Origin of the sequence: Microbacterium tenebrionis (genome assembly GCF_020682665.1) — a bacterium.
Lineage (GTDB): Bacteria > Actinomycetota > Actinomycetes > Actinomycetales > Microbacteriaceae > Microbacterium > Microbacterium tenebrionis.
The window spans coordinates 99,484-117,171 of record NZ_JAGTTM010000006.1 but is presented as its reverse complement, the minus strand read 5'-3'; the positions used below and the strand labels follow the sequence as shown (position 1 = coordinate 117,171).

At 69.7% G+C, this 17,688-nt stretch carries 18 protein-coding genes and 1 tRNA gene; 11 read left to right on the top strand and 8 right to left on the bottom strand.

What is annotated here, in order from left to right; translation table 11 throughout:
* From KEC56_RS12985 to KEC56_RS12965, 5 genes are all read left to right on the top strand, one after another.
* Nucleotides 1-1,734 carry a helicase-associated domain-containing protein gene (locus tag KEC56_RS12985; protein ID WP_227531272.1) on the top strand — a complete coding sequence of 578 codons (1,734 nt, stop codon included), beginning with the start codon at nt 1-3 and terminating at the stop codon, nt 1,732-1,734.
* Nucleotides 1,735-1,745: 11 nt separating this feature from the next.
* Nucleotides 1,746-3,389, top strand: coding sequence for a DNA repair helicase XPB (locus KEC56_RS12980; protein ID WP_227531271.1), 1,644 nt, complete (start codon nt 1,746-1,748; stop codon nt 3,387-3,389).
* 224 nt (nt 3,390-3,613) lie between these two features.
* Entirely contained in the window at nt 3,614-4,300 is a 687-nt protein-coding gene (locus KEC56_RS12975) for a response regulator transcription factor (protein WP_175985421.1), read from the top strand.
* Between the two features lie 18 nt (nt 4,301-4,318).
* Nucleotides 4,319-6,022: a sensor histidine kinase gene (locus KEC56_RS12970; RefSeq protein ID WP_227531270.1), complete on the top strand. Its 1,704-nt coding sequence runs from the start codon at nt 4,319-4,321 to the stop codon at nt 6,020-6,022.
* Between the two features lie 112 nt (nt 6,023-6,134).
* Nucleotides 6,135-6,425, top strand: coding sequence for a WXG100 family type VII secretion target (locus KEC56_RS12965; RefSeq protein WP_175985419.1), 291 nt, complete (start codon nt 6,135-6,137; stop codon nt 6,423-6,425).
* Between the two features lie 67 nt (nt 6,426-6,492).
* Here the strand turns inward: KEC56_RS12965 and groL are convergent, their stop codons facing one another.
* The 4 genes from groL to KEC56_RS12945 all read right to left on the bottom strand — a co-directional run bounded on the left by groL (nt 6,493) and on the right by KEC56_RS12945 (nt 10,070).
* Nucleotides 6,493-8,112: a chaperonin GroEL gene (gene groL / locus KEC56_RS12960; protein WP_227531269.1), complete on the bottom strand. Its 1,620-nt coding sequence runs from the start codon at nt 8,110-8,112 to the stop codon at nt 6,493-6,495.
* 113 nt (nt 8,113-8,225) lie between these two features.
* Entirely contained in the window at nt 8,226-8,717 is a 492-nt protein-coding gene (locus KEC56_RS12955) for a LytR C-terminal domain-containing protein (protein WP_227531268.1), read from the bottom strand.
* Nucleotides 8,718-8,810: 93 nt separating this feature from the next.
* Nucleotides 8,811-9,068, bottom strand: a complete 258-nt coding sequence (locus KEC56_RS12950) for a DUF3263 domain-containing protein (protein WP_227531267.1) — start codon at nt 9,066-9,068, stop codon at nt 8,811-8,813.
* A gap of 9 nt (nt 9,069-9,077) precedes the next feature.
* Nucleotides 9,078-10,070, bottom strand: a complete 993-nt coding sequence (locus KEC56_RS12945) for a DUF2332 domain-containing protein (RefSeq protein ID WP_227531266.1) — start codon at nt 10,068-10,070, stop codon at nt 9,078-9,080.
* Nucleotides 10,071-10,164: 94 nt separating this feature from the next.
* Here KEC56_RS12945 and msrB point away from each other — a divergent pair, with 94 nt between their 5' ends.
* Together msrB and KEC56_RS12935 are read left to right on the top strand one after the other, a co-directional pair.
* Nucleotides 10,165-10,575 carry a peptide-methionine (R)-S-oxide reductase MsrB gene (gene msrB, locus KEC56_RS12940; protein WP_175985414.1) on the top strand — a complete coding sequence of 137 codons (411 nt, stop codon included), beginning with the start codon at nt 10,165-10,167 and terminating at the stop codon, nt 10,573-10,575.
* A complete protein-coding gene (locus tag KEC56_RS12935; protein WP_227531265.1) occupies nt 10,572-11,150 on the top strand; it encodes a nitroreductase family protein in 579 nt (192 codons plus the stop codon). The genes msrB and KEC56_RS12935 overlap by 4 nt, the downstream gene beginning before the upstream one ends.
* A 3-nt stretch (nt 11,151-11,153) precedes the next feature.
* Here the strand turns inward: KEC56_RS12935 and KEC56_RS12930 are convergent, their stop codons facing one another.
* Nucleotides 11,154-12,089 (bottom strand): DMT family transporter, encoded by a 936-nt coding sequence (locus tag KEC56_RS12930; RefSeq protein ID WP_227531286.1) that lies wholly within the window; start codon nt 12,087-12,089, stop codon nt 11,154-11,156.
* Nucleotides 12,090-12,154: 65 nt separating this feature from the next.
* Between KEC56_RS12930 and KEC56_RS12925 the strand changes: the two genes are divergently transcribed.
* Nucleotides 12,155-12,793, top strand: coding sequence for an SOS response-associated peptidase family protein (locus KEC56_RS12925; protein ID WP_227531264.1), 639 nt, complete (start codon nt 12,155-12,157; stop codon nt 12,791-12,793).
* On the opposite strand, the gene KEC56_RS12920 is transcribed toward KEC56_RS12925, so the two are convergent.
* The gene (locus KEC56_RS12920; protein WP_227531263.1) at nt 12,762-13,502 is read right to left on the bottom strand and encodes a tyrosine-protein phosphatase; all 741 of its coding nucleotides are present in this window, start codon (nt 13,500-13,502) and stop codon (nt 12,762-12,764) included. The genes KEC56_RS12925 and KEC56_RS12920 overlap by 32 nt on opposite strands.
* A 55-nt stretch (nt 13,503-13,557) precedes the next feature.
* Here KEC56_RS12920 and KEC56_RS12915 point away from each other — a divergent pair, with 55 nt between their 5' ends.
* Nucleotides 13,558-13,863, top strand: coding sequence for a hypothetical protein (locus tag KEC56_RS12915; RefSeq protein WP_175985410.1), 306 nt, complete (start codon nt 13,558-13,560; stop codon nt 13,861-13,863).
* 17 nt (nt 13,864-13,880) lie between these two features.
* Here KEC56_RS12915 and KEC56_RS12910 read toward each other — a convergent pair.
* Nucleotides 13,881-13,953, bottom strand: a tRNA-Thr gene (locus KEC56_RS12910).
* A 42-nt stretch (nt 13,954-13,995) separates the two neighbouring features.
* Nucleotides 13,996-14,952: a DsbA family protein gene (locus KEC56_RS12905; RefSeq protein ID WP_227531262.1), complete on the bottom strand. Its 957-nt coding sequence runs from the start codon at nt 14,950-14,952 to the stop codon at nt 13,996-13,998.
* Between the two features lie 233 nt (nt 14,953-15,185).
* Between KEC56_RS12905 and KEC56_RS12900 the strand changes: the two genes are divergently transcribed.
* Both KEC56_RS12900 and KEC56_RS12895 read left to right on the top strand, forming a co-directional pair.
* Nucleotides 15,186-16,292, top strand: a complete 1,107-nt coding sequence (locus KEC56_RS12900) for an ABC transporter ATP-binding protein (RefSeq protein ID WP_175985408.1) — start codon at nt 15,186-15,188, stop codon at nt 16,290-16,292.
* A 76-nt stretch (nt 16,293-16,368) separates the two neighbouring features.
* On the top strand, nt 16,369-17,682 hold the full coding sequence (locus KEC56_RS12895) for a DUF4032 domain-containing protein (RefSeq protein ID WP_227531261.1): 1,314 nt from the start codon (nt 16,369-16,371) through the stop codon (nt 17,680-17,682).
* The last annotated feature ends 6 nt before the right edge of the window (nt 17,683-17,688 follow it).

Sequence of the window (17,688 nt, the reverse complement as noted above, 5' to 3'; positions counted from 1 at the left end):
ATGAGCACGCACGCACGCCCGCTCGCCGTGTGGCTGGCCCAAGCGCCCGACGCGCAGCTGGCCGCCCTGTTCGAGGCGCGCGGCGTGCGGGCGGACGTCGCCTGGTCGGACTTCTTCGATGCCGCCGAGGCTCTGCTCGAGCCGGCATCGATCGAGCGCGCCCTTCCCCGGCTGCCCCTGACCGAGGCCGTCGCTCTGCGCCGGTCGGTGAACGGTGACGACGCCGGCGACGACGCCGGACCGCTGATCGCGCTGGCGCTGCTGCGCCCCGACGGAACGCCCGCCCCTCCGGTGGCGGAGGCCGTCACGGCACGGCAGGATCCCACGGCATCCGAGACCCCGCCCCCTGAGCCGTCGGATGAGAGCGCGGCGGCGCGCGCCGCGGAGCGCGCGTTCACGACGGTGGCCGCGCTCGCCGACCTCGTGCTCCTCGCCTCCGATACGCCGCTCGCCCTCCTGACCGGAGGGGCACTCGCGTCGGGCGAGAAGCGCCGCATCGCCGCGACGGGCACGGCACCGGAGACCCTCGACGACCTCGCCGCGATCGCCGTGGATGCCGGACTCCTCGCGGCGCTCGACCGGCGCCTCGTCGCAACCGAGTCGGCCGACTCCTGGTTGCGTGAGTCCGCGTCTGCGCGATGGACCGGACTCGTCCAGGCGTTCCGCGCGGCGCTCCCCCGAGGTCTGCGCGACGGGGACGGGTGGCTCCCGACCACGGCCTGGGCTGCTCAGTACCCCTGGAGCACCGCGTGGCCCGAGCAGTGCTCCGCGATCGCGGAGCGGGCTCGACTGCTGGGACTCATCGCCGACGACGGTTCCGAGCCCGAGTGGGCCGTTCCGCTGCGCGAAGGAGCACCGGCGGACCCGGCATCCCTCCAGCGGATGCTCCCCACCGAGGTCGACCGTATCTTCCTGCAGAACGACCTCACGGCGATCGCGCCGGGGCCGCTGCAACCCGCCCTCGATGTGCGGTTGCGCCGGATCGCTGTGCGCGAGTCGGCCGCGCAGGCATCGTCGTACCGGTTCACCGCGGATTCCGTCGCGCAGGCGCTGACCTCCGGCGAGACGGCCGCCTCGATCCTCGACTTCCTCGCGGAGATCTCTCTGACCGGCATCCCTCAGCCACTGGAGTACCTCGTCACCCAGACCGATCAGCGCCACGGCCTGGTGCGGGTGTTCACGGATGCGTCGGGCCGCACACGCGTCGCCAGCGTCGACGCGACCCTGCTGGACGCGATGGGCGTCGACCAGGCGCTGCGCCCGCTGGCGCTCGCCAGGGATGCCGACGGCCTCACCTCGAGGGCCGGCAGGGACACCGTGTACTGGACCCTGACCGATGCCCGTTACCCCGCGATGATCGTCGGCGACGACGGACGCCCCCTCGTCGTGGACCGCAACCCCGCCCCCGGCCACGCTCCTCCGGCCGCCCCGGACTACCTGCCGCTGATCGCCCGGCTCCGCGAGCGCCAGGGACCCGATGCGGATGCCGCATGGCTCGACCGCGAGCTCGAGGCGGCCGTGCGCTCCAAGGCCGTCCTGCTCGTCGAGATCGAGATGCCCGACGGCACGGCGCGGGAACTGCAGCTGGAGGCCAGCGGGCTCGGCGGCGGCCGCCTGCGCGGACGCGATCGGGCGGCGGACGTGGAGCGCACCCTGCCCGTGCGCAGCATCCGCTCTGCCCGCGTGATCGACCCTTCGGCAGGATCAGGGGCCACGGCAACCGGGGAACGGTAGACTCGAAAGCTATGTCCGATGGCCCCCTGATCGTCCAGAGCGATCGCACCGTGCTCCTCGAGGTCGCGCACGCCGACGCCGAGGCGGCCCGCCACGAACTGGCGATCTTCGCCGAGCTCGAGCGCGCGCCCGAGCACATCCACACCTACCGGATCACCCGGCTCGGCCTGTGGAACGCTCGTGCCGCCGGGCACACCGCCGAAGAGATGCTCGAGGTCCTCGATCGCTGGTCGCGGTTCCCCGTGCCGCCCTCCGTGTCGGTCGATCTGCGCGAGACCGTGAACCGCTACGGGCGTCTCGTGATCGAGCGCGACGACGAGGGCACCCTGATCCTGCGGTCGACGGACCCGGCTGTCCTCGCCCAGGTCGCGAACAACAAGCGCATCCAGCCCCTGCTGATCTCCCACCCCTCCGCCGACACCTTCGTCGTCGACGCCTGGGCGCGCGGCCAGATCAAGCAGGAGCTGCTGAAGATCGGCTGGCCCGCCGAGGACCTCGCCGGTTATACACCCGGCACCCCGCACGAGATCGAGCTCGACGAGAGCGGCTGGCAGATCCGCCCTTACCAGCAGGATGCCGTCGACGCGTTCTCGAAGGACGGCTCGGGCGTCGTCGTGCTCCCCTGCGGCGCGGGCAAGACGATCGTCGGCGCCGGCGCCATGGCCGCGACGAAGACGACCACGCTGATCCTCGTGACCAACACCGTCTCTGCCCGACAGTGGCGCGACGAGCTGCTCAAGCGCACGAGCCTCACCCCGGAGGAGATCGGCGAGTACTCGGGGCAGGCGAAAGAGGTCAAGCCGGTCACGATCGCGACGTACCAGATCCTCACGGCGAAGCGGAAGGGCCAGTACGCGCACCTGTCTCTGCTCGATGAGATGGACTGGGGCCTCATCGTCTACGACGAGGTGCACCTGCTGCCCGCGCCGGTCTTCAAGCTGACCGCCGACCTCCAGGCGCGGCGGCGCATCGGCCTGACGGCGACGCTCGTGCGCGAGGACGGCCGCGAGGGCGACGTGTTCAGCCTCATCGGACCCAAGCGCTTCGATGCGCCGTGGAAGCAGATCGAGGCGCAGGGCTTCATCTCGCCCGCGGCCTGCTACGAGGTGCGCGTCGACCTGCCCGCCGACGACCGGCTCGAGTACGCGGCGGCGACGGATGACGAGCGCTATCGCCTCGCGGCATCCGCCCCGGCGAAGATCGACGCCGTTCGCGAGTTGATCGCGAAGCACCCCGGCGAGCGCATCCTCGTGATCGGCCAGTACCTCGACCAGCTCGAGACGCTTTCCGAGGCGTTGAACGCGCCGCAGATCACCGGGGTCACACCGGTGGACGAGCGCGAGGAGCTGTACCGGCAGTTCCGCGAGGGCGAGATCGAGCTGCTGGTCGTGTCGAAGGTCGCGAACTTCTCCATCGACCTTCCCGAGGCGTCTGTCGCGATCCAGGTCTCGGGCTCGTTCGGGTCACGTCAGGAGGAGGCCCAGCGTCTCGGTCGCCTGCTGCGCCCGAAGGAGTCCGGGCACACGGCGAGCTTCTACACGCTCATCGCCCGCGACACCGTCGACCAGGACTACGCGCAGAACCGGCAGCGTTTCCTCGCCGAGCAGGGCTACAGCTACACGATCCTCGATGCGGACGCGCTGGCCGCGGCCTGATCACGTGATCGACGCGGCGATCGCGACGCCGAGAGAGCCGAAGTAGACCACGAACAGGAGCGGGCCGACGGCGGGAACCCGCGTATCCGCACCGGCTCACCGTCGACCCTGGCGCCCCGGGGGCGGCATCCATCGCTCTCGCGGTCCGCACGACCGTCCACGACAATACGGGCGCTCCGCAAGACAATCAGCCCCCGCATGGCTGAAGTCACCATAATGGGGGCATGACTGATGCACGCATCCTGGTCGTCGACGACGAGCCGAACATCCGAGACCTGCTGTCCACCGGTCTGAACTTCGCCGGTTATCAGGTCAAGACGGTGGCCAACGGCGCCGCGACGATCTCGGCCGTCCTCGAGGAGGAGCCCGACCTCATCATCCTCGACGTCATGCTGCCCGACATGAACGGGTTCAGCGTCACCAAGCGCCTGCGCGGGGCGGGATTCACCGCACCCATCCTGTTCCTCACCGCGAAGGACGACACGCAGGACAAGATCGAGGGCCTCAACGCCGGCGGCGACGACTACGTGACCAAGCCGTTCGCTCTCGACGAGATCGTCGCCCGCGTGCAGGCGATCCTGCGCCGCACGATGCAGGCCGACGAGGAGTCGATCATCCGCGCCGGCGAGCTGTCGATGGATCAGGACACCCACGACGTCTTCGTCGGCAAGGAGCAGATCGAGCTCAGCCCCACCGAGTTCAAGCTGCTGCGCTATCTCATGCTCAACCCCAACCGCGTGCTGTCCAAGGCGCAGATCCTCGACCACGTGTGGGAGTACGACTTCAACGGCGATGCGGGCATCGTCGAGAGCTACATCTCATACCTCCGGCGCAAGATCGACCCGCACACCGAGGAGTCCGTCATCCAGACCAAGCGCGGCTTCGGCTACATGCTCAAGGTGGGCAAGTAGACCGCGAAGGGAGCGCGCATGCCGCACAAGCCTGACGCGATCACCAGCTGGTGGCGACGCATCAGCCTGCGCGCCAAGGTCACCGGTGTCACCGTGGCGGTCCTCGCCCTGGGTCTCGTGATCGCCGGGATCGGCACCGTGCCGCTGCTGCGCAGCTCGCTCATCCAGAACATCGAGTCCCAGCTGCCCTCGCTCGCCGCGAGCGACCTCGTCAGCCGGTGGTTCGACGTCGAGACGGTCGACGGCGAGCAGAAGCTCGTGCTCTCCGAGAACGCGCCCCGATCAGCCGACTACACCTTCACGGTGTACGCAGCCGACGGCACGTTCCTCGCGAGGGCCGGCGGGGCGACCGGCGACGCCGCCCCCGCCTTCTACGCATCGCTCGCACTCGAGCAGGCGCACGCGCTGGACGGCGAGAAGATCCCGCTGCGCAGCGCCGACGGCCACGAGTTCCGCGGCGCCGTCGGGGTGGTTCCGGGCGCCGACGGCACCCTGTACGTGCAGTTCGTCGCCCTCCCCCTCGCGGAGGCGGACTCCATCATCGCGCAGTACTTCGGCGTGTACACGACGGTCGCGCTGGTGACGATCCTGCTCGCCGCGCTCCTCACCCGCGGGCTCGTCACGCTCACGTTCCGCCGGCTCGGACAGGTCGAATCGGCGGCCATGCTCATCGCCTCGGGCGATTTCAGCCAGCGGCTCACGGACCTCGAGCCCAGCACCGAGGTCGGGCGCCTGAACTTCGCGATCAACACCATGCTCGAGCGCATCGACCGCTCGCTCGCCCAGCGCGACCGCACCGTCCAGCACATGCGACGGTTCATCGGCGATGCGAGTCACGAGCTGCGCACACCCCTCGTGAGCGTCCGCGGTTACGCGGAGCTCTACCGGATGGGCGCCATCCGCGGCGAGGAGGACACCGCCAGGGCGATGGAGCGCATCGAGAAGGAGGCCATCCGGATGGGCGTCCTCGTCGAGGACCTGCTGGACCTCGCCCGGCTCGACGAACAGCCAGAGCTCCAGCTCGACCCGCTCGACCTGCGCCCGATCGCCAGGGATGCCGCTCTCGACGTCCGCGCCGCCGCGCCGAACAGGACGATCACCGTCGTCGACAGGACCGCGGATGCGCGCACGGCGGCACCTGCTCGCACCCGGCCCGCACTGCCGAAACTGCACCCGCCGGCTCCGAAGCCGCGCGCCGGCGCGCTCGCGCGTCTGCGGCGGCGCCCGCGCACCGCCGAGCCGATGCCGCAGATCGACTTCACCGAGGCGGAGGATGTCCCGGTGCCGACGCCCCCGATCGTGCTCGGCGAGGAGAACAAGGTGCGCCAGGTGATCGCGAACCTGCTCGGCAACGCCCGCCGGTTCTCACCCGAGGATGCGCCGATCGAGCTCGTCGTCGACGCCGACCGCGTCGCCGGCACGGCCAGTATCTCGATCGTCGACCACGGCGAAGGCATCCCGCCCCAGATCCGCGAGCAGATCTTCGAGCGCTTCTGGCGCGCAGATACCTCCCGGGCGAGGGAGACCGGTGGATCGGGCCTCGGGCTCGCGATCGTCGCGTCGATCATGTCGGCGCTGAAGGGAAGCGTCCGCGTCGATGAGACGCCCGGCGGCGGTGCCACGTTCACCGTGACCCTCCCGCTCGCGCCTGCGCAGGCGACGCCCGAGCATCTGCTCGAAGACACCCAGCCGATCGAGCGGCTGTCTCCTGACGACGTCTGACCCGTTCTGCACATACCCGCGCCGCGGCCGTCCGTCCACGGGTCCCGCGTTCGCGCACAACGCCCGGACGACCGCTCCTTTAGCGTGAGAGCTCCCTACGAGAGGAGTTCTCATGTCCGTCTTCACCGTCGACACCGAGGCGGTCTTCGCAGCGCACGGCCAGACACGAGCCACGATGGAGCGTCTGCGCAGCGAATCACAGGCACTGAAGGCGCAGCTCACCCAGCTGCAGTCGTCCTGGACCGGTGCGGCATCGGCCGCCTTCCAGGGATGCAGCGACCAGTGGGCGGCCGCCCAGCTGCACGTCGAGCAGGTCCTCGACTCGATCGGCACAGCGCTCGGATCCGCGGCGACGCAGTACTCCGACGCCGATCAGTACTCCGCGAGCCTGTTCCGGCACTGACCGCCCCGACGGAACGCAGAAGCGCCCCGGCGTGACGGCCGGGGCGCTTCTGTACGGACTGGGCTTATCAGAAGTCCATGCCACCCGTGGGGTCGCCGGCCGGAGCCGCGGCCTTCTCGGGCTTGTCGGCGACGACGGCCTCCGTGGTGAGGAACAGACCGGCGATGGATGCCGCGTTCTGCAGAGCAGAGCGGGTCACCTTGGCCGGGTCGATGATGCCGGCGTCGAACATGTCGACGTACTCGCCGGAGGCCGCGTTGAGGCCCTCACCGGTCGGCAGCTCGGCGACCTTGTTGGCGACGACACCCGGCTCGAGGCCGGCGTTCATCGCGATCTGCTTCAGCGGAGCCGAGATGGCGACGCGGACGATGTTCGCGCCGGTCGCCTCGTCGCCCGACAGCTCGAGGGCGTCGAGCGCCTTCGTGCCGGACTGGATGAGCGCGACGCCACCACCGGCGACGATGCCCTCTTCGACGGCTGCCTTCGCGTTGCGGACGGCGTCCTCGATGCGGTGCTTGCGCTCCTTGAGCTCGACCTCGGTCGCAGCTCCGGCCTTGATGACGGCGACGCCGCCGGCGAGCTTCGCCAGGCGCTCCTGGAGCTTCTCGCGGTCGTAGTCGCTGTCGGTGTTCTCGATCTCGCGACGGATCTGGGCCACGCGACCCTCGATCTGGTCGGTCTCACCGGCGCCCTCGACGATGGTCGTCTCGTCCTTGGTGATGATGACCTTGCGCGCGCGGCCGAGCAGGTCGAGCGTGGTGTTCTCGAGCTTGAGGCCGACCTCTTCGGTGATGACCTGACCACCGGTGAGGATCGCGATGTCCTGCAGCTGGGCCTTGCGGCGGTCGCCGAAGCCGGGAGCCTTGACGGCAGCCGACTTGAAGATGCCGCGGATCTTGTTCAGCACGAGCGTCGCGAGAGCCTCGCCCTCGACGTCCTCGGCGATGATGACGAGCTCCTTGCCGTCCTGGATCACCTTGTCGACGATCGGGAGGAGGTCCTTGATGTTCGAGATCTTGGAGTTCGCGATGAGGATGTAGGGCTCCTCGAACACGGCCTCCTGGCGCTCGGGGTCCGTGACGAAGTACGGGTTCAGGTAGCCCTTGTCGAAGCGCATGCCCTCGGTGAGCTCGAGCTCGGTGCCGAAGGTCTGCGACTCCTCGACGGTGACGACACCCTCCTTGCCGACCTTGTCGATGGCCTCGGCGATCAGCTCGCCGATCTCGCTGTCAGCGGCCGAGATCGACGCGGTGGCGGCGATCTGCTCCTTGGACTCGATCTCCTTGGCGCTGGAGAGCAGCTCCTCGGTGATCGCGGCGACAGCCTTCTCGATGCCGCGCTTGAGCGAGATCGGGTCGGCGCCGGCGGCGACGTTGCGCAGGCCCTCGCGCACGAGCGCCTGGGCGAGGACGGTCGCGGTGGTGGTTCCGTCACCGGCGACGTCGTCGGTCTTCTTGGCGACCTCCTTGACGAGCTCCGCGCCGATCTTCTCGTACGGGTCGTCCAGCTCGATCTCCTTGGCGATCGACACGCCGTCGTTCGTGATCGTGGGGGCGCCCCACTTCTTCTCGAGCACGACGTTGCGACCGCGCGGGCCGAGGGTCACCTTGACAGCGTCGGCGAGGATGTTCAGGCCACGCTCGAGGCCGCGGCGGGCCTCCTCATCGAAAGCGATGATCTTTGCCATGAGTTTTGTCGTCCCTCCTGGACGTATGCGTTCGGTTTAGCACTCAGAGGAAGAGAGTGCTAACGCCCATTCTGGCACTCGACCCCATCGAGTGCAAGCCGTGAGGGCGGCCTCTACTCGGCGGGCGTCTGGGTGGATTCCGGCTGAGTGCTCGAGCGGTCCAGACCGATCACGACGACGAGCTGCTTCTGCTCCGGGTCATTGGGATCGGCGTAGATGTCGCTCTGGTCGACCAGGGCTCCCCCGATGAGATCGGCGAGGCCCAGCGCCGCCTCGCGCTCGTCGTCGGTGACGTAGTACACGGTGGTCTCGGCGAAGTCCTGCTGCCCCGCGGGACCGTAGCTGATGAGCTCATCCGGCCACTGCGCGTTGATGAGGGTCTCGCGCACCTGCTCTTCGAGCCCCTCCTCGGCGGTGGCGTTGAGGATGAGGACGGAGTAGCTCGTGTCGACAACCCCGGTCTCCTCCGGGAGAGGCGCCGCGGAATCCTCGGCGACGGGGAACAGCGTGATCCGCCCCATCATCACGAGAGCGACGAAGATGCCGGCGACGATGAGGACGAGTGCTGCGACGACCGACCACAGCAGCACGATCCAGCCGTTCATGCCCGGCGCCTCGGCGCGATGCGCCCCCACACGTCCTGAGGTTCGGGAAACGTCGTCGAAGCGGTCTCTCACGGGCTGGCGCACCCGTTGATGTTACCCGGCGAAACCGCGCATCCGCGCAATGCGCTGATCCGCGCGATGCTCGCGCAACCGGCGCAGCCGCCGGACCAGGAGCGGGTCGTGCTCGAGCGCCTGCTCGGTGTCGATGAGCCGGCCCAGCAGCTGGTAGTAGCGTGCGGGGCTCATGCCGAGCGTGCTGCGGATCGCCTCCTCCTTGCTCCCGCCGTGGCGCGGCCAGGCCGCCTCCAGGGCGAGGATCGCGCGATCGCGATCGGTGAGGTCTCCGAGCATGGGTCCAGGTTAGGCGCGCGACGGCCCTGCGCTCGCGCGCCACTCCCACCAGCCGCCGAGCGGATCCGCCGCGGCGCGCACGTCGCCGTCGAGAGCGACGACGAAGCCCGGCCAGGTCGAGGCGTCCACGGGCGGGTTCCATGCCTCGTGCAGCGCGGGCGCGTCGATCGTGATCCAGCGGGCGGGCAGACCGCGCACGCGGTCGATGAGCGCCAGCCTCTGCGCACGCGGAATGTGCGCGAGCACGCCGGGCGTGGTGATCACGAGTGTCGCGTCCGGCGGGGCGGATGCCGCCACCGCTGCGACCTGCGATGCATCCCCTTTCACGATCGACGGAGGATCGGATGCCGCGATGTCGAGCGCCGCGGCGATCCGCTCCTCGCGCCCGGTCTCGCCGGGCCAGACGAGACCCTGCAGCCAGGCGCGATCGCGCGGATCCCCGGCGTCGAGGGGTGCGAGGTCGATGCCTGCGCGCCACACGACCTCGGGCATCCGCAGGGCCGGCATCACGGCACCGCGGACCTCGCTGGTGAGCACGACCGACGAGACGCCGCCCGACGGGTCGAGGCTCGCGCGCAGCAGTCCGTCCTCGTCGACGAAGCGGTAGGAGTAGCGGTCGGGGTACAGGCACAGGCCGGCCGACGCTCCGAGCTCGAGCAGCGCGATGGGGCCGTCGATCTCCGAGAGCACGGGCAGCAGCGGGGCGAGACGAAGCGGCTCGTTGGTCTGCACACTGCGCGCGGCGCACTCCGCGACGACGGCGTCCGCATTCGCCCGCACGAAGGCGCGCCAGACCGGGTATCCGTCGAGCGGTGCGCCCAGCATCCGGGTGACGGCGAAGACGAGGGGCGGCTGGCGCCGGTTCTCAGGGATGCGCGCGAGGATCGCTCGCACCTCGGGATCGGATGCCGCACCCCGCGCCCATTCCGTGTAGAGGTCCGACCGGCCCGGCGCCTCGTCGCGCGCGAAGCGCTCGTAGCGTTCGCGAACAGCATCCGTCATGGCTCCATTCTCTCCCTCCGCCGTCGTCACCTCTCGTCATGATGGCCCTCCTGCCTCGTGGACGGGGGACAATGGAAGCGACTCAGGAGGACGTATGGACTACAGCGTGAAGAAGACCGACGCCGAATGGCGCGAAGAGCTCGGCGACGATCAGTACGCGGTTCTGCGCGAAGCCGCCACCGAGCGCGCCTGGACCGGCGAGCTCCTGGACGAGTCGCGCGCCGGGTTGTACACCTGCGGCGCGTGCGGCGCCGAACTGTTCAAGAGCGGCACGAAGTTCGACTCCGGATGCGGCTGGCCGAGCTTCTACGAGTCGATCCGACCCGACGCGGTACAGCTGCTCGAGGACAACACCCTGGGGATGCAGCGCACCGAGGTCCGCTGCGCGAGCTGCGGCTCGCACCTCGGCCACGTCTTCCCCGACGGGTTCGGCACGCCCACCGGCGACCGGTACTGCATGAACTCCCTGGCTCTGAACTTCAGCCCCGAGACTCCCGAAGCTTGAGCGCGTTCGATGCGGCGCTGACCAGACGATCCTGGTCGAAGGTCACCGATGATGCCCCATCGCACGAGGATCTCGTCCGCTTGATCTCCGCGGCGGGCCGGGTGGCGGACCACTCGTCGCTGCGGCCGTGGCGCCTGATCGAGCTGCGCGGGGATGACCGCCACCGGCTCGGCAAGGCGATCGGCAAGGCCGAGCGCTCGCGCCCGTCGACGAAGCCGCTGCGGGCGCCGCTGCTGATCGCCGTGGTGGCGAGCTTCCGCAAGAGCTCCAAGGTTCCGCGCTGGGAGCAGGAGGCCGTCGCCGCGGGCGTCGCGCACACGCTCAGTCTGCTCCTGGACGAAGCCGGCTGGGGCGTGCTGTGGCGCACGGGGCACTACACGCGCTCCCGCGCGGTCGCGAAGGCGCACGGCCTCGAGAAGAACGAGGAACTGCTCGGCTGGCTCTATGTCGGCGGCAAACCGGAGCGCTCCCGGCCCGAACGGCGCAAGACGATCGACGCCGAGGCGTTCCTGACGCGGATGCCGTCGAAGAAGTCGAAAAAGCCGGACGCGCCGAAGAAGCACCCGAAGGGCTAGCGTTCAGCGGCGCCGCCACGGGAGCGCCGCGATCACCGATGCCACCGCGACGCCGATCATCGCCAGGAGCTGCCACAGTGCAGGGCCCGCGGAGGCCGGCCACAGCAGGTCGATGATCACCGAGGTGACGAGCTGCCCGAGCACGGAACCCAGGCCGAGCAGCAGCACACCGGTGTGAGCGACGATCGTCGCGCCGAGGAAGATGTAGGCGAAGCCCAGCACCCCGCCGAGGTACAGCCACGGCTCAGCGGGCAGGGCCTGCGGCATCCCGGTGAACGCCACGCTGAGCGCGGCGGCGAGTGCCAGGACGGCTGTGCCGCCCGCGAAGCTCACGAGCGTCGCCGTCACCGGCGACGCCACCCGCTGCGCGAGCCGACCGTTCGCCGCCGACTGCCAGGCGATCCCGACGCCGGCCGCGAACGGAAGCACGAGCATCCACCAGGGTGCGCGTGCGAGAGCGTCGCCGCTGAGGGAGATCCCGACCGCTGCGAGCGCGAACAGCCCGCCCAGCACGCGGCCCGGTGTGACGGCGACGACGCCTGAGGGGCCGACGCCCAGGCGATCGAGGATCAGTCCGTTCACGGTCTGCCCCGCGACGACGCCGACGGTGAAGAGCGAGACGCCGAGAACACCGGCGGTGAGCCCCTGCGTGGAGACGGTGAGTGCGCCGCACGCGCCACCGCACAGCATCCAGATGGGCACGTGCCGGGTGCGCAGACCGTTCCACAGGCGTGCGGCGCCTGCTCGCGACGACGGGACTGCGACCGTGACGGCGACGAGGATGATCAGCCCCGCCGTGAACGAGACGAGCCCGGCCACGATGCCGTCGCCGAGGCGCACGCCCAGGACGCCGTTGACCCGCGCCTGGATAGCGGTCATCACCCCGATGGCCACGGCCCCGCCGAGTGCGACCGGGGCGGGCAGTCGGCGGTTCGGGATCACCTCAGCACAGTACCCGAGGATGCGCGGCGCCGATGTCTGCGGCGGCGGGTACGCTGACGGGCATGTGCGCGAGCTATGGGCTGGATCCACGCTTCACCGATGTCGAGCTCCTGGCCGAGGCCGACGCCGACATCCTCGAAGGACTGCGCTCGTGGGCGCAGACGAACGATGGCGAGACGCTGCGACCTACCGGGAGGAATCTGCGCAACCTCAACCCGCTCATCGTGCCGGCGGACGACGGGCCCGCCGCGCTCGAGACGGCGTGGTGGGGGTTCCTCGTGGGCGGACAGCCGTCGAAGTTCCCCTCGATCAACACCCGCTCCGAGCGTCTGCAGGAACAGCCGGGCAAGATGCGCGGCCGCGCGATCGTGCCCACGACCGGGTGGTTCGAGATGCGCAAGCCCGAGCGGGTCTGGCACGAGTTCCGCGTGGACGAGGGCGCCCTGTTCGGCATGGCCGCGGTCACGCAGCGCGGGCGGACCCCGGACGGCGAGTGGGTCACCTGCTATTCGATCGTCATGGCTCCGGCGCCCGATCACCTCGTCGAGATCCACGACCGGATGCCGGTGCTCATCCCGCCGGCCATGAGTGCGGACTGGCTCACCGGAGCCCCGAGTCGAGAACTCATCGACGAGGCGCTGATCGCGTCCGCCGACGTCGCCGGCAGGGTCAGCGCTGCGCCGCGGGCGGACGAGCGCTGAGGAGCTTGTCCCTCAGCGCCGTCAGCACACTGTCGTCGACGCCGGCGCCGGCCAGATACGCGGACACGCCGCCGTACTCGTCGTCGATCCAGTCGAGGGCGTCGGCGAGGACCTGGGACGGCGACCCGGTGAGCACCGCGACGACCTCGTCGGTGATCCGTACGCGGAACGTGCGCGCCTTGCGCAGCATCCGCTCCGTCCACTCCCCCTCGAGGTTCGCCGCCGTCGCGGCGTAGTCGGCAAGCGTCACCGCGCGGTCGATGCCGATCGCCTCCAGCACGAGCGCGACGACCAGACCCGTGCGATCCTTGCCCGCGGTGCAGTGCACGACGACGGCGCCGTCGGACGCCGCGATCTCTCGGACGATGCGCCCCAGCGCAGAGCGATGGCGGGAGAGGATCGTCCGATATACACCGGAGAGGCTGATCCTGTCGAGATCGATCCGCCGGGGTGTGCCGTCGATCGGGATGCCGACCCGGACGGCGCCCGTGCCGCGCAGACGATCACGACCGCTCACACCGCGGTCGATGGTCGATCGCAGATCGAGCACGGTCCCGATGCCGAATTCGCGGATGCGTCGCCGGCCTGCACGGTCGAGCCGGTGCAGCGCATCCGAACGATAGAGGACGCCGGGCGCAAGTACCCCGGGCGCGACCTCGCGGAAGTTGTACGTCCCTGGCACATCGAGACGGGAGACGGCATCGCCCATGGCGCCATGGTAGTGGTCGGCTATCGTGGTCTGACTGCACAGATCGGGAGAGATCATGGGGTCCGAAGACGACCGCCCGCGTCCCCGCGCACTGCGCGACGGGACGACGGAACCGCGCTTCGCGGCGCGCTACGCGACCATCGAAGAGGTAGCCGAGCTCCTGGGCGTGACGCCGGTGTCGCTGCGGCAGACGATGCGACGCCGGGACGCCGGTGAGGCCTCGCCCGCGAGCGATGCGTTCATCGACCCGATCGGGAACGTCTCGGGATACCTCTGGGATCGCGATGACCTGACGCCGGAGGCCATCGCTGCCTGGCACGATCGCCCGCGGCGCGGACGTCGGCCGAACAGCGAGCGCTGACGCCGGGAGAACTACGGAGCCGACTGCGGGACTCGAACCCGCGACCGCCTGTTTACAAGACAGGTGCTCTACCAGCTGAGCTAAGTCGGCGAACGGCGTCCAGCTTAGCGAGCCGGACGCACGAGTCGGTAACTACGACGCAGGGGTCTCGGTGGGCGTGGGCGACGACGTCGTCGTCGGCTCCGGCGTCGGCTCGGTCTCGCTGGCGACGGTGAGCACGAACTGCGAGAACTCGGCCGGGTCCTTGAGCGACCCGACATAGGCCTCGCCGTTCACGACGATCATCGGCGCACTGGTGAGGACGAGGTCGTCGGATCCGTCCAGCGGACCCTCGAGAGCACGCGAGGTCGCGTTCTTGGCCCAGGTGATGTAGTCCTGATCCTCGATGCAGGCGCGCACGACCTTGGCGCTGTCGACGCCGACCGCGACGGCCAGGTCAGCGAGCTCGACGTCGGTGCCACCGGGGCTGTCGACCTCGGGCTGGTCCACGAGGAGCTCGTGGTTGAACGCGTAGAACTTGTCAGGCGAATGCGTCGCGACGCAGGCTGCAGCGGCAGCCGCGCGAAGCGAATACTTCGTGCCGTTGGAACTGGCCGTGAGCATCGCCACCGGGTGGTAGGTCACCGTCACGGCGCCCTCGTTGATCCACCCGGCGAGCTGGCGGGTGTTGGCGAGCTCGAAGTCTCCCGCGCCCGGCGAGAGGTAGTCGACATAGATGTGCACGTCGACGGGCGCCGTGGTGGGCGTCGCCGTGGGCGCCGGCTCCGAGGTCGCTTCGCCCGCACCGCTCTCCTCCGGCACGGGTGTGGTCGGGACGGTCTCCGCCGACATGTCGCTGACGCTGCCGACGACGATGCCGTCGCCGTCGAGGCCCTTCGGGCTCAGGACGGGCTTCGAGACGCTCGAGCTGATCGCCATCGTGACGGCGGTGCCGATGGCTCCGACGGCCACGATCGCGACGGCACCGATGATGATGCGTCGCATGATGCGGGCACGCGACTGCTTGGCGTGCACCTGCTGGGCCTTCTCCCGGACCGCCTCACGGGACGTGCGAGGGGTGGGGACGTTCGGCGTTTCGTCGCTCGACATCGTTCCTCTTGAAGATCTGGGCGGGGACGGGTTCCCCGGCACCCGTCGGACACACGGCCTGCGTGTGTGCTCCGGACCGTGTTCGATGGTATCCAGCCAGGCTGGGAAATACCCAGACGGGGCGCTTCGTGCCATACTGAAACCGGCCCGACGACGGGCCGCGGTGGGGTCTCTCCACCGCTTCCATCACAACGGATCGTCCGGCACGTACCTGCCGGTGAAGGAGAAACATCATGGCATCGGTGACTTTCGACAACGCCACTCGGCTCTACCCTGGCGGAACCCGCCCGGCCGTCGACAAGCTCAACCTCGAAGTCGGAGACGGCGAGTTCCTCGTCCTGGTCGGCCCCTCCGGATGCGGCAAGTCCACGTCCCTGCGCATGCTCGCCGGCCTCGAAGAGGTCAACGAGGGCCGCATCCTCATCGGCGACCGCGATGTCACGGACGTGCCGCCGAAGGACCGCGACATCGCGATGGTCTTCCAGAACTACGCGCTCTACCCGCACATGACGGTCGCCGAGAACATGGGCTTCGCGCTCAAGATCGCCGGCGTCGCCAAGGAGGAGCGCGCAGCGCGCGTCCTCGAGGCAGCCAAGCTCCTCGACCTCGAGCAGTATCTGACCCGCAAGCCCAAGGCGCTCTCGGGCGGTCAGCGTCAGCGCGTCGCGATGGGCCGCGCCATCGTCCGCCAGCCGCAGGTGTTCCTCATGGACGAGCCGCTGTCGAACCTCGACGCCAAGCTGCGCGTGCAGACCCGCACCCAGATCGCCTCGCTGCAGCGCCGTCTCGGCGTCACCACGGTCTACGTCACCCACGACCAGACCGAGGCTCTGACCATGGGCGACCGCATCGCCGTGCTCAAGGACGGCCTGCTCCAGCAGGTCGGCAGCCCGCGCGACCTGTACGAGAAGCCGAACAACGTCTTCGTCGCCGGCTTCATCGGCTCGCCGGCCATGAACCTGTTCACCACCGACCTCGCCGACGGCGGCGTGCGGTTCGGCACCGAGGTCGTCCCGCTCGACCGCGACACCGTCGGCCGCGCCACGGGCTCGCAGGTCACGGTCGGCGTCCGCCCCGAGGACATCACGGTCGGCCCCGCAGACGGCAAGGGCCTGTCGGTGACGGTCGACCTCGTCGAGGAGCTCGGCGCCGACGGCTACCTCTACGGGCACACCGAAATCAACGGGAAGCGCACCGACATCGTCGCGCGCGTCGACGGCCGCAACCACCCGAACGCCGGCGAGACCGTGACGCTTGCCGCCAACCCCGGCCACGTGCACGCCTTCGACCTCGAGTCGGGCGACCGCCTGAACGACAAGCCGGTCGTCTCGGCCTCGTAACCTCGTCACACGCGCGGCGCGGGCTGACCAGCAGGTCACCCGCGCCGCGTCGTCTTCCCCGGCATCCAGGAGGGCCATGCAAGACGCTTTGCGGATCACCGCCAGCACGGTCGACCCCGGGCTGCTGGGGCTTCCCTGGTCGGTGCCGCTCGGAAAATGGCCGAGCGAACACATCGTCTCGCTGCCCAAAGGGCTCTCCCGCCACCTGGTGCGCTTCGCCGATCTCTCCGGCCGTGTCGTCGCGGTGAAGGAGACCACGGCCGAGATGGCCAGGCGCGAGTACGAGATGCTCGGCAGCCTCGCACGGCTCGACGTGCCGTGCGTCGACCGTGTAGCCGTGATCGACGGACGCACCGATTCCGCAGGAGATGCCCTGCCTGCAGCTCTGGTGACCTCGCACCTGCGCTTCTCGATGCCGTACCGCGCCCTGTTCACCCGCGTGCTGCGCCCGGACACCGCGACGCGTCTCGTCGACGCGCTGGCGCTGCTGCTGGTCCGCCTGCACAACGTCGGCTTCTACTGGGGCGACGTGTCGCTGTCGAACACGCTGTTCCGTCGCGATGCGGGCGCGTTCGCCGCCTACCTCGTTGATGCCGAGACCGGCGAGCTGCACGAGGAGGGTCTGACCGAAGGCCAGCGTCTCTACGACCTGGACCTCGCCCGCACGAACATCGCCGGCGAGATCATGGACCTCGCCGCCGGCGGGCGCCTCGAGCACGGCGTGGATGCCGTCGCGATCGCCGACGGCATCGTCTCGGCCTACCACTCGCTGTGGGCAGCACTGACCGCCGAGGAATCGTTCTCGGCGAACGAGACCTGGCGCATCACCGAGCGTGTCGAACGCCTCAACGCCCTCGGGTTCGACATCGACGAGATGTCGATGGCGACGACCACGGACGGCACGGTCGTGCACATCCAGCCCAAAGTCGTCGATGCCGGCCACCATCAGCGCCGCCTCATCCGGCTGACCGGTCTCGACGTCGAGGAGAACCAGGCCCGGCGCCTGCTCAACGACCTCGACGAGTTCCGCGCCCGCTCGACCAAGGAGTGGGCCGACGAGGAGATGTACGCGCACGAGTGGCTCACGCGCGTGTTCGAGCCGGTCGTGCGGGCGATCCCCTACGAGCTGCGGGCGAAGCTCGAACCCGCCGAGGTGTTCCACCAGGTGCTCGAGCACCGGTGGTACCTCTCCCAGGGCCACGGGCGCTCGATCCCGCTCGCCGAAGTGCTCACCTCGTACATCAACGACGTGCTGCGGCACCGGCGCGACGAGGCGACCATCATGGGGCCGCCGACCGAGACCGTGTCGATCCCCGTGGTCACCGGAGCGGTTCCTGTGCCCGACGAGGACGACGAGGACGACGAGGTCGACTGGCGCGACCTGGTCTGAGAGCGG

Bases quoted from the DNA above. Each gene is read 5' to 3' on its own strand.
- KEC56_RS12985 (WP_227531272.1), top strand. From the start codon at position 1: ATGAGCACGCACGCACGCCCGCTCGCCGTGTGGCTGGCCCAAGCGCCC.
- KEC56_RS12980 (WP_227531271.1), top strand. From the start codon at position 1,746: ATGTCCGATGGCCCCCTGATCGTCCAGAGCGATCGCACCGTGCTCCTC.
- KEC56_RS12975 (WP_175985421.1), top strand. From the start codon at position 3,614: ATGACTGATGCACGCATCCTGGTCGTCGACGACGAGCCGAACATCCGA.
- KEC56_RS12970 (WP_227531270.1), top strand. From the start codon at position 4,319: ATGCCGCACAAGCCTGACGCGATCACCAGCTGGTGGCGACGCATCAGC.
- KEC56_RS12965 (WP_175985419.1), top strand. From the start codon at position 6,135: ATGTCCGTCTTCACCGTCGACACCGAGGCGGTCTTCGCAGCGCACGGC.
- groL (WP_227531269.1), bottom strand. From the start codon at position 8,112: ATGGCAAAGATCATCGCTTTCGATGAGGAGGCCCGCCGCGGCCTCGAG.
- KEC56_RS12955 (WP_227531268.1), bottom strand. From the start codon at position 8,717: ATGAACGGCTGGATCGTGCTGCTGTGGTCGGTCGTCGCAGCACTCGTC.
- KEC56_RS12950 (WP_227531267.1), bottom strand. From the start codon at position 9,068: ATGCTCGGAGACCTCACCGATCGCGATCGCGCGATCCTCGCCCTGGAG.
- KEC56_RS12945 (WP_227531266.1), bottom strand. From the start codon at position 10,070: ATGACGGATGCTGTTCGCGAACGCTACGAGCGCTTCGCGCGCGACGAG.
- msrB (WP_175985414.1), top strand. From the start codon at position 10,165: ATGGACTACAGCGTGAAGAAGACCGACGCCGAATGGCGCGAAGAGCTC.
- KEC56_RS12925 (WP_227531264.1), top strand. From the start codon at position 12,155: ATGTGCGCGAGCTATGGGCTGGATCCACGCTTCACCGATGTCGAGCTC.
- KEC56_RS12920 (WP_227531263.1), bottom strand. From the start codon at position 13,502: ATGGGCGATGCCGTCTCCCGTCTCGATGTGCCAGGGACGTACAACTTC.
- KEC56_RS12915 (WP_175985410.1), top strand. From the start codon at position 13,558: ATGGGGTCCGAAGACGACCGCCCGCGTCCCCGCGCACTGCGCGACGGG.
- KEC56_RS12905 (WP_227531262.1), bottom strand. From the start codon at position 14,952: ATGTCGAGCGACGAAACGCCGAACGTCCCCACCCCTCGCACGTCCCGT.
- KEC56_RS12900 (WP_175985408.1), top strand. From the start codon at position 15,186: ATGGCATCGGTGACTTTCGACAACGCCACTCGGCTCTACCCTGGCGGA.
- KEC56_RS12895 (WP_227531261.1), top strand. From the start codon at position 16,369: ATGCAAGACGCTTTGCGGATCACCGCCAGCACGGTCGACCCCGGGCTG.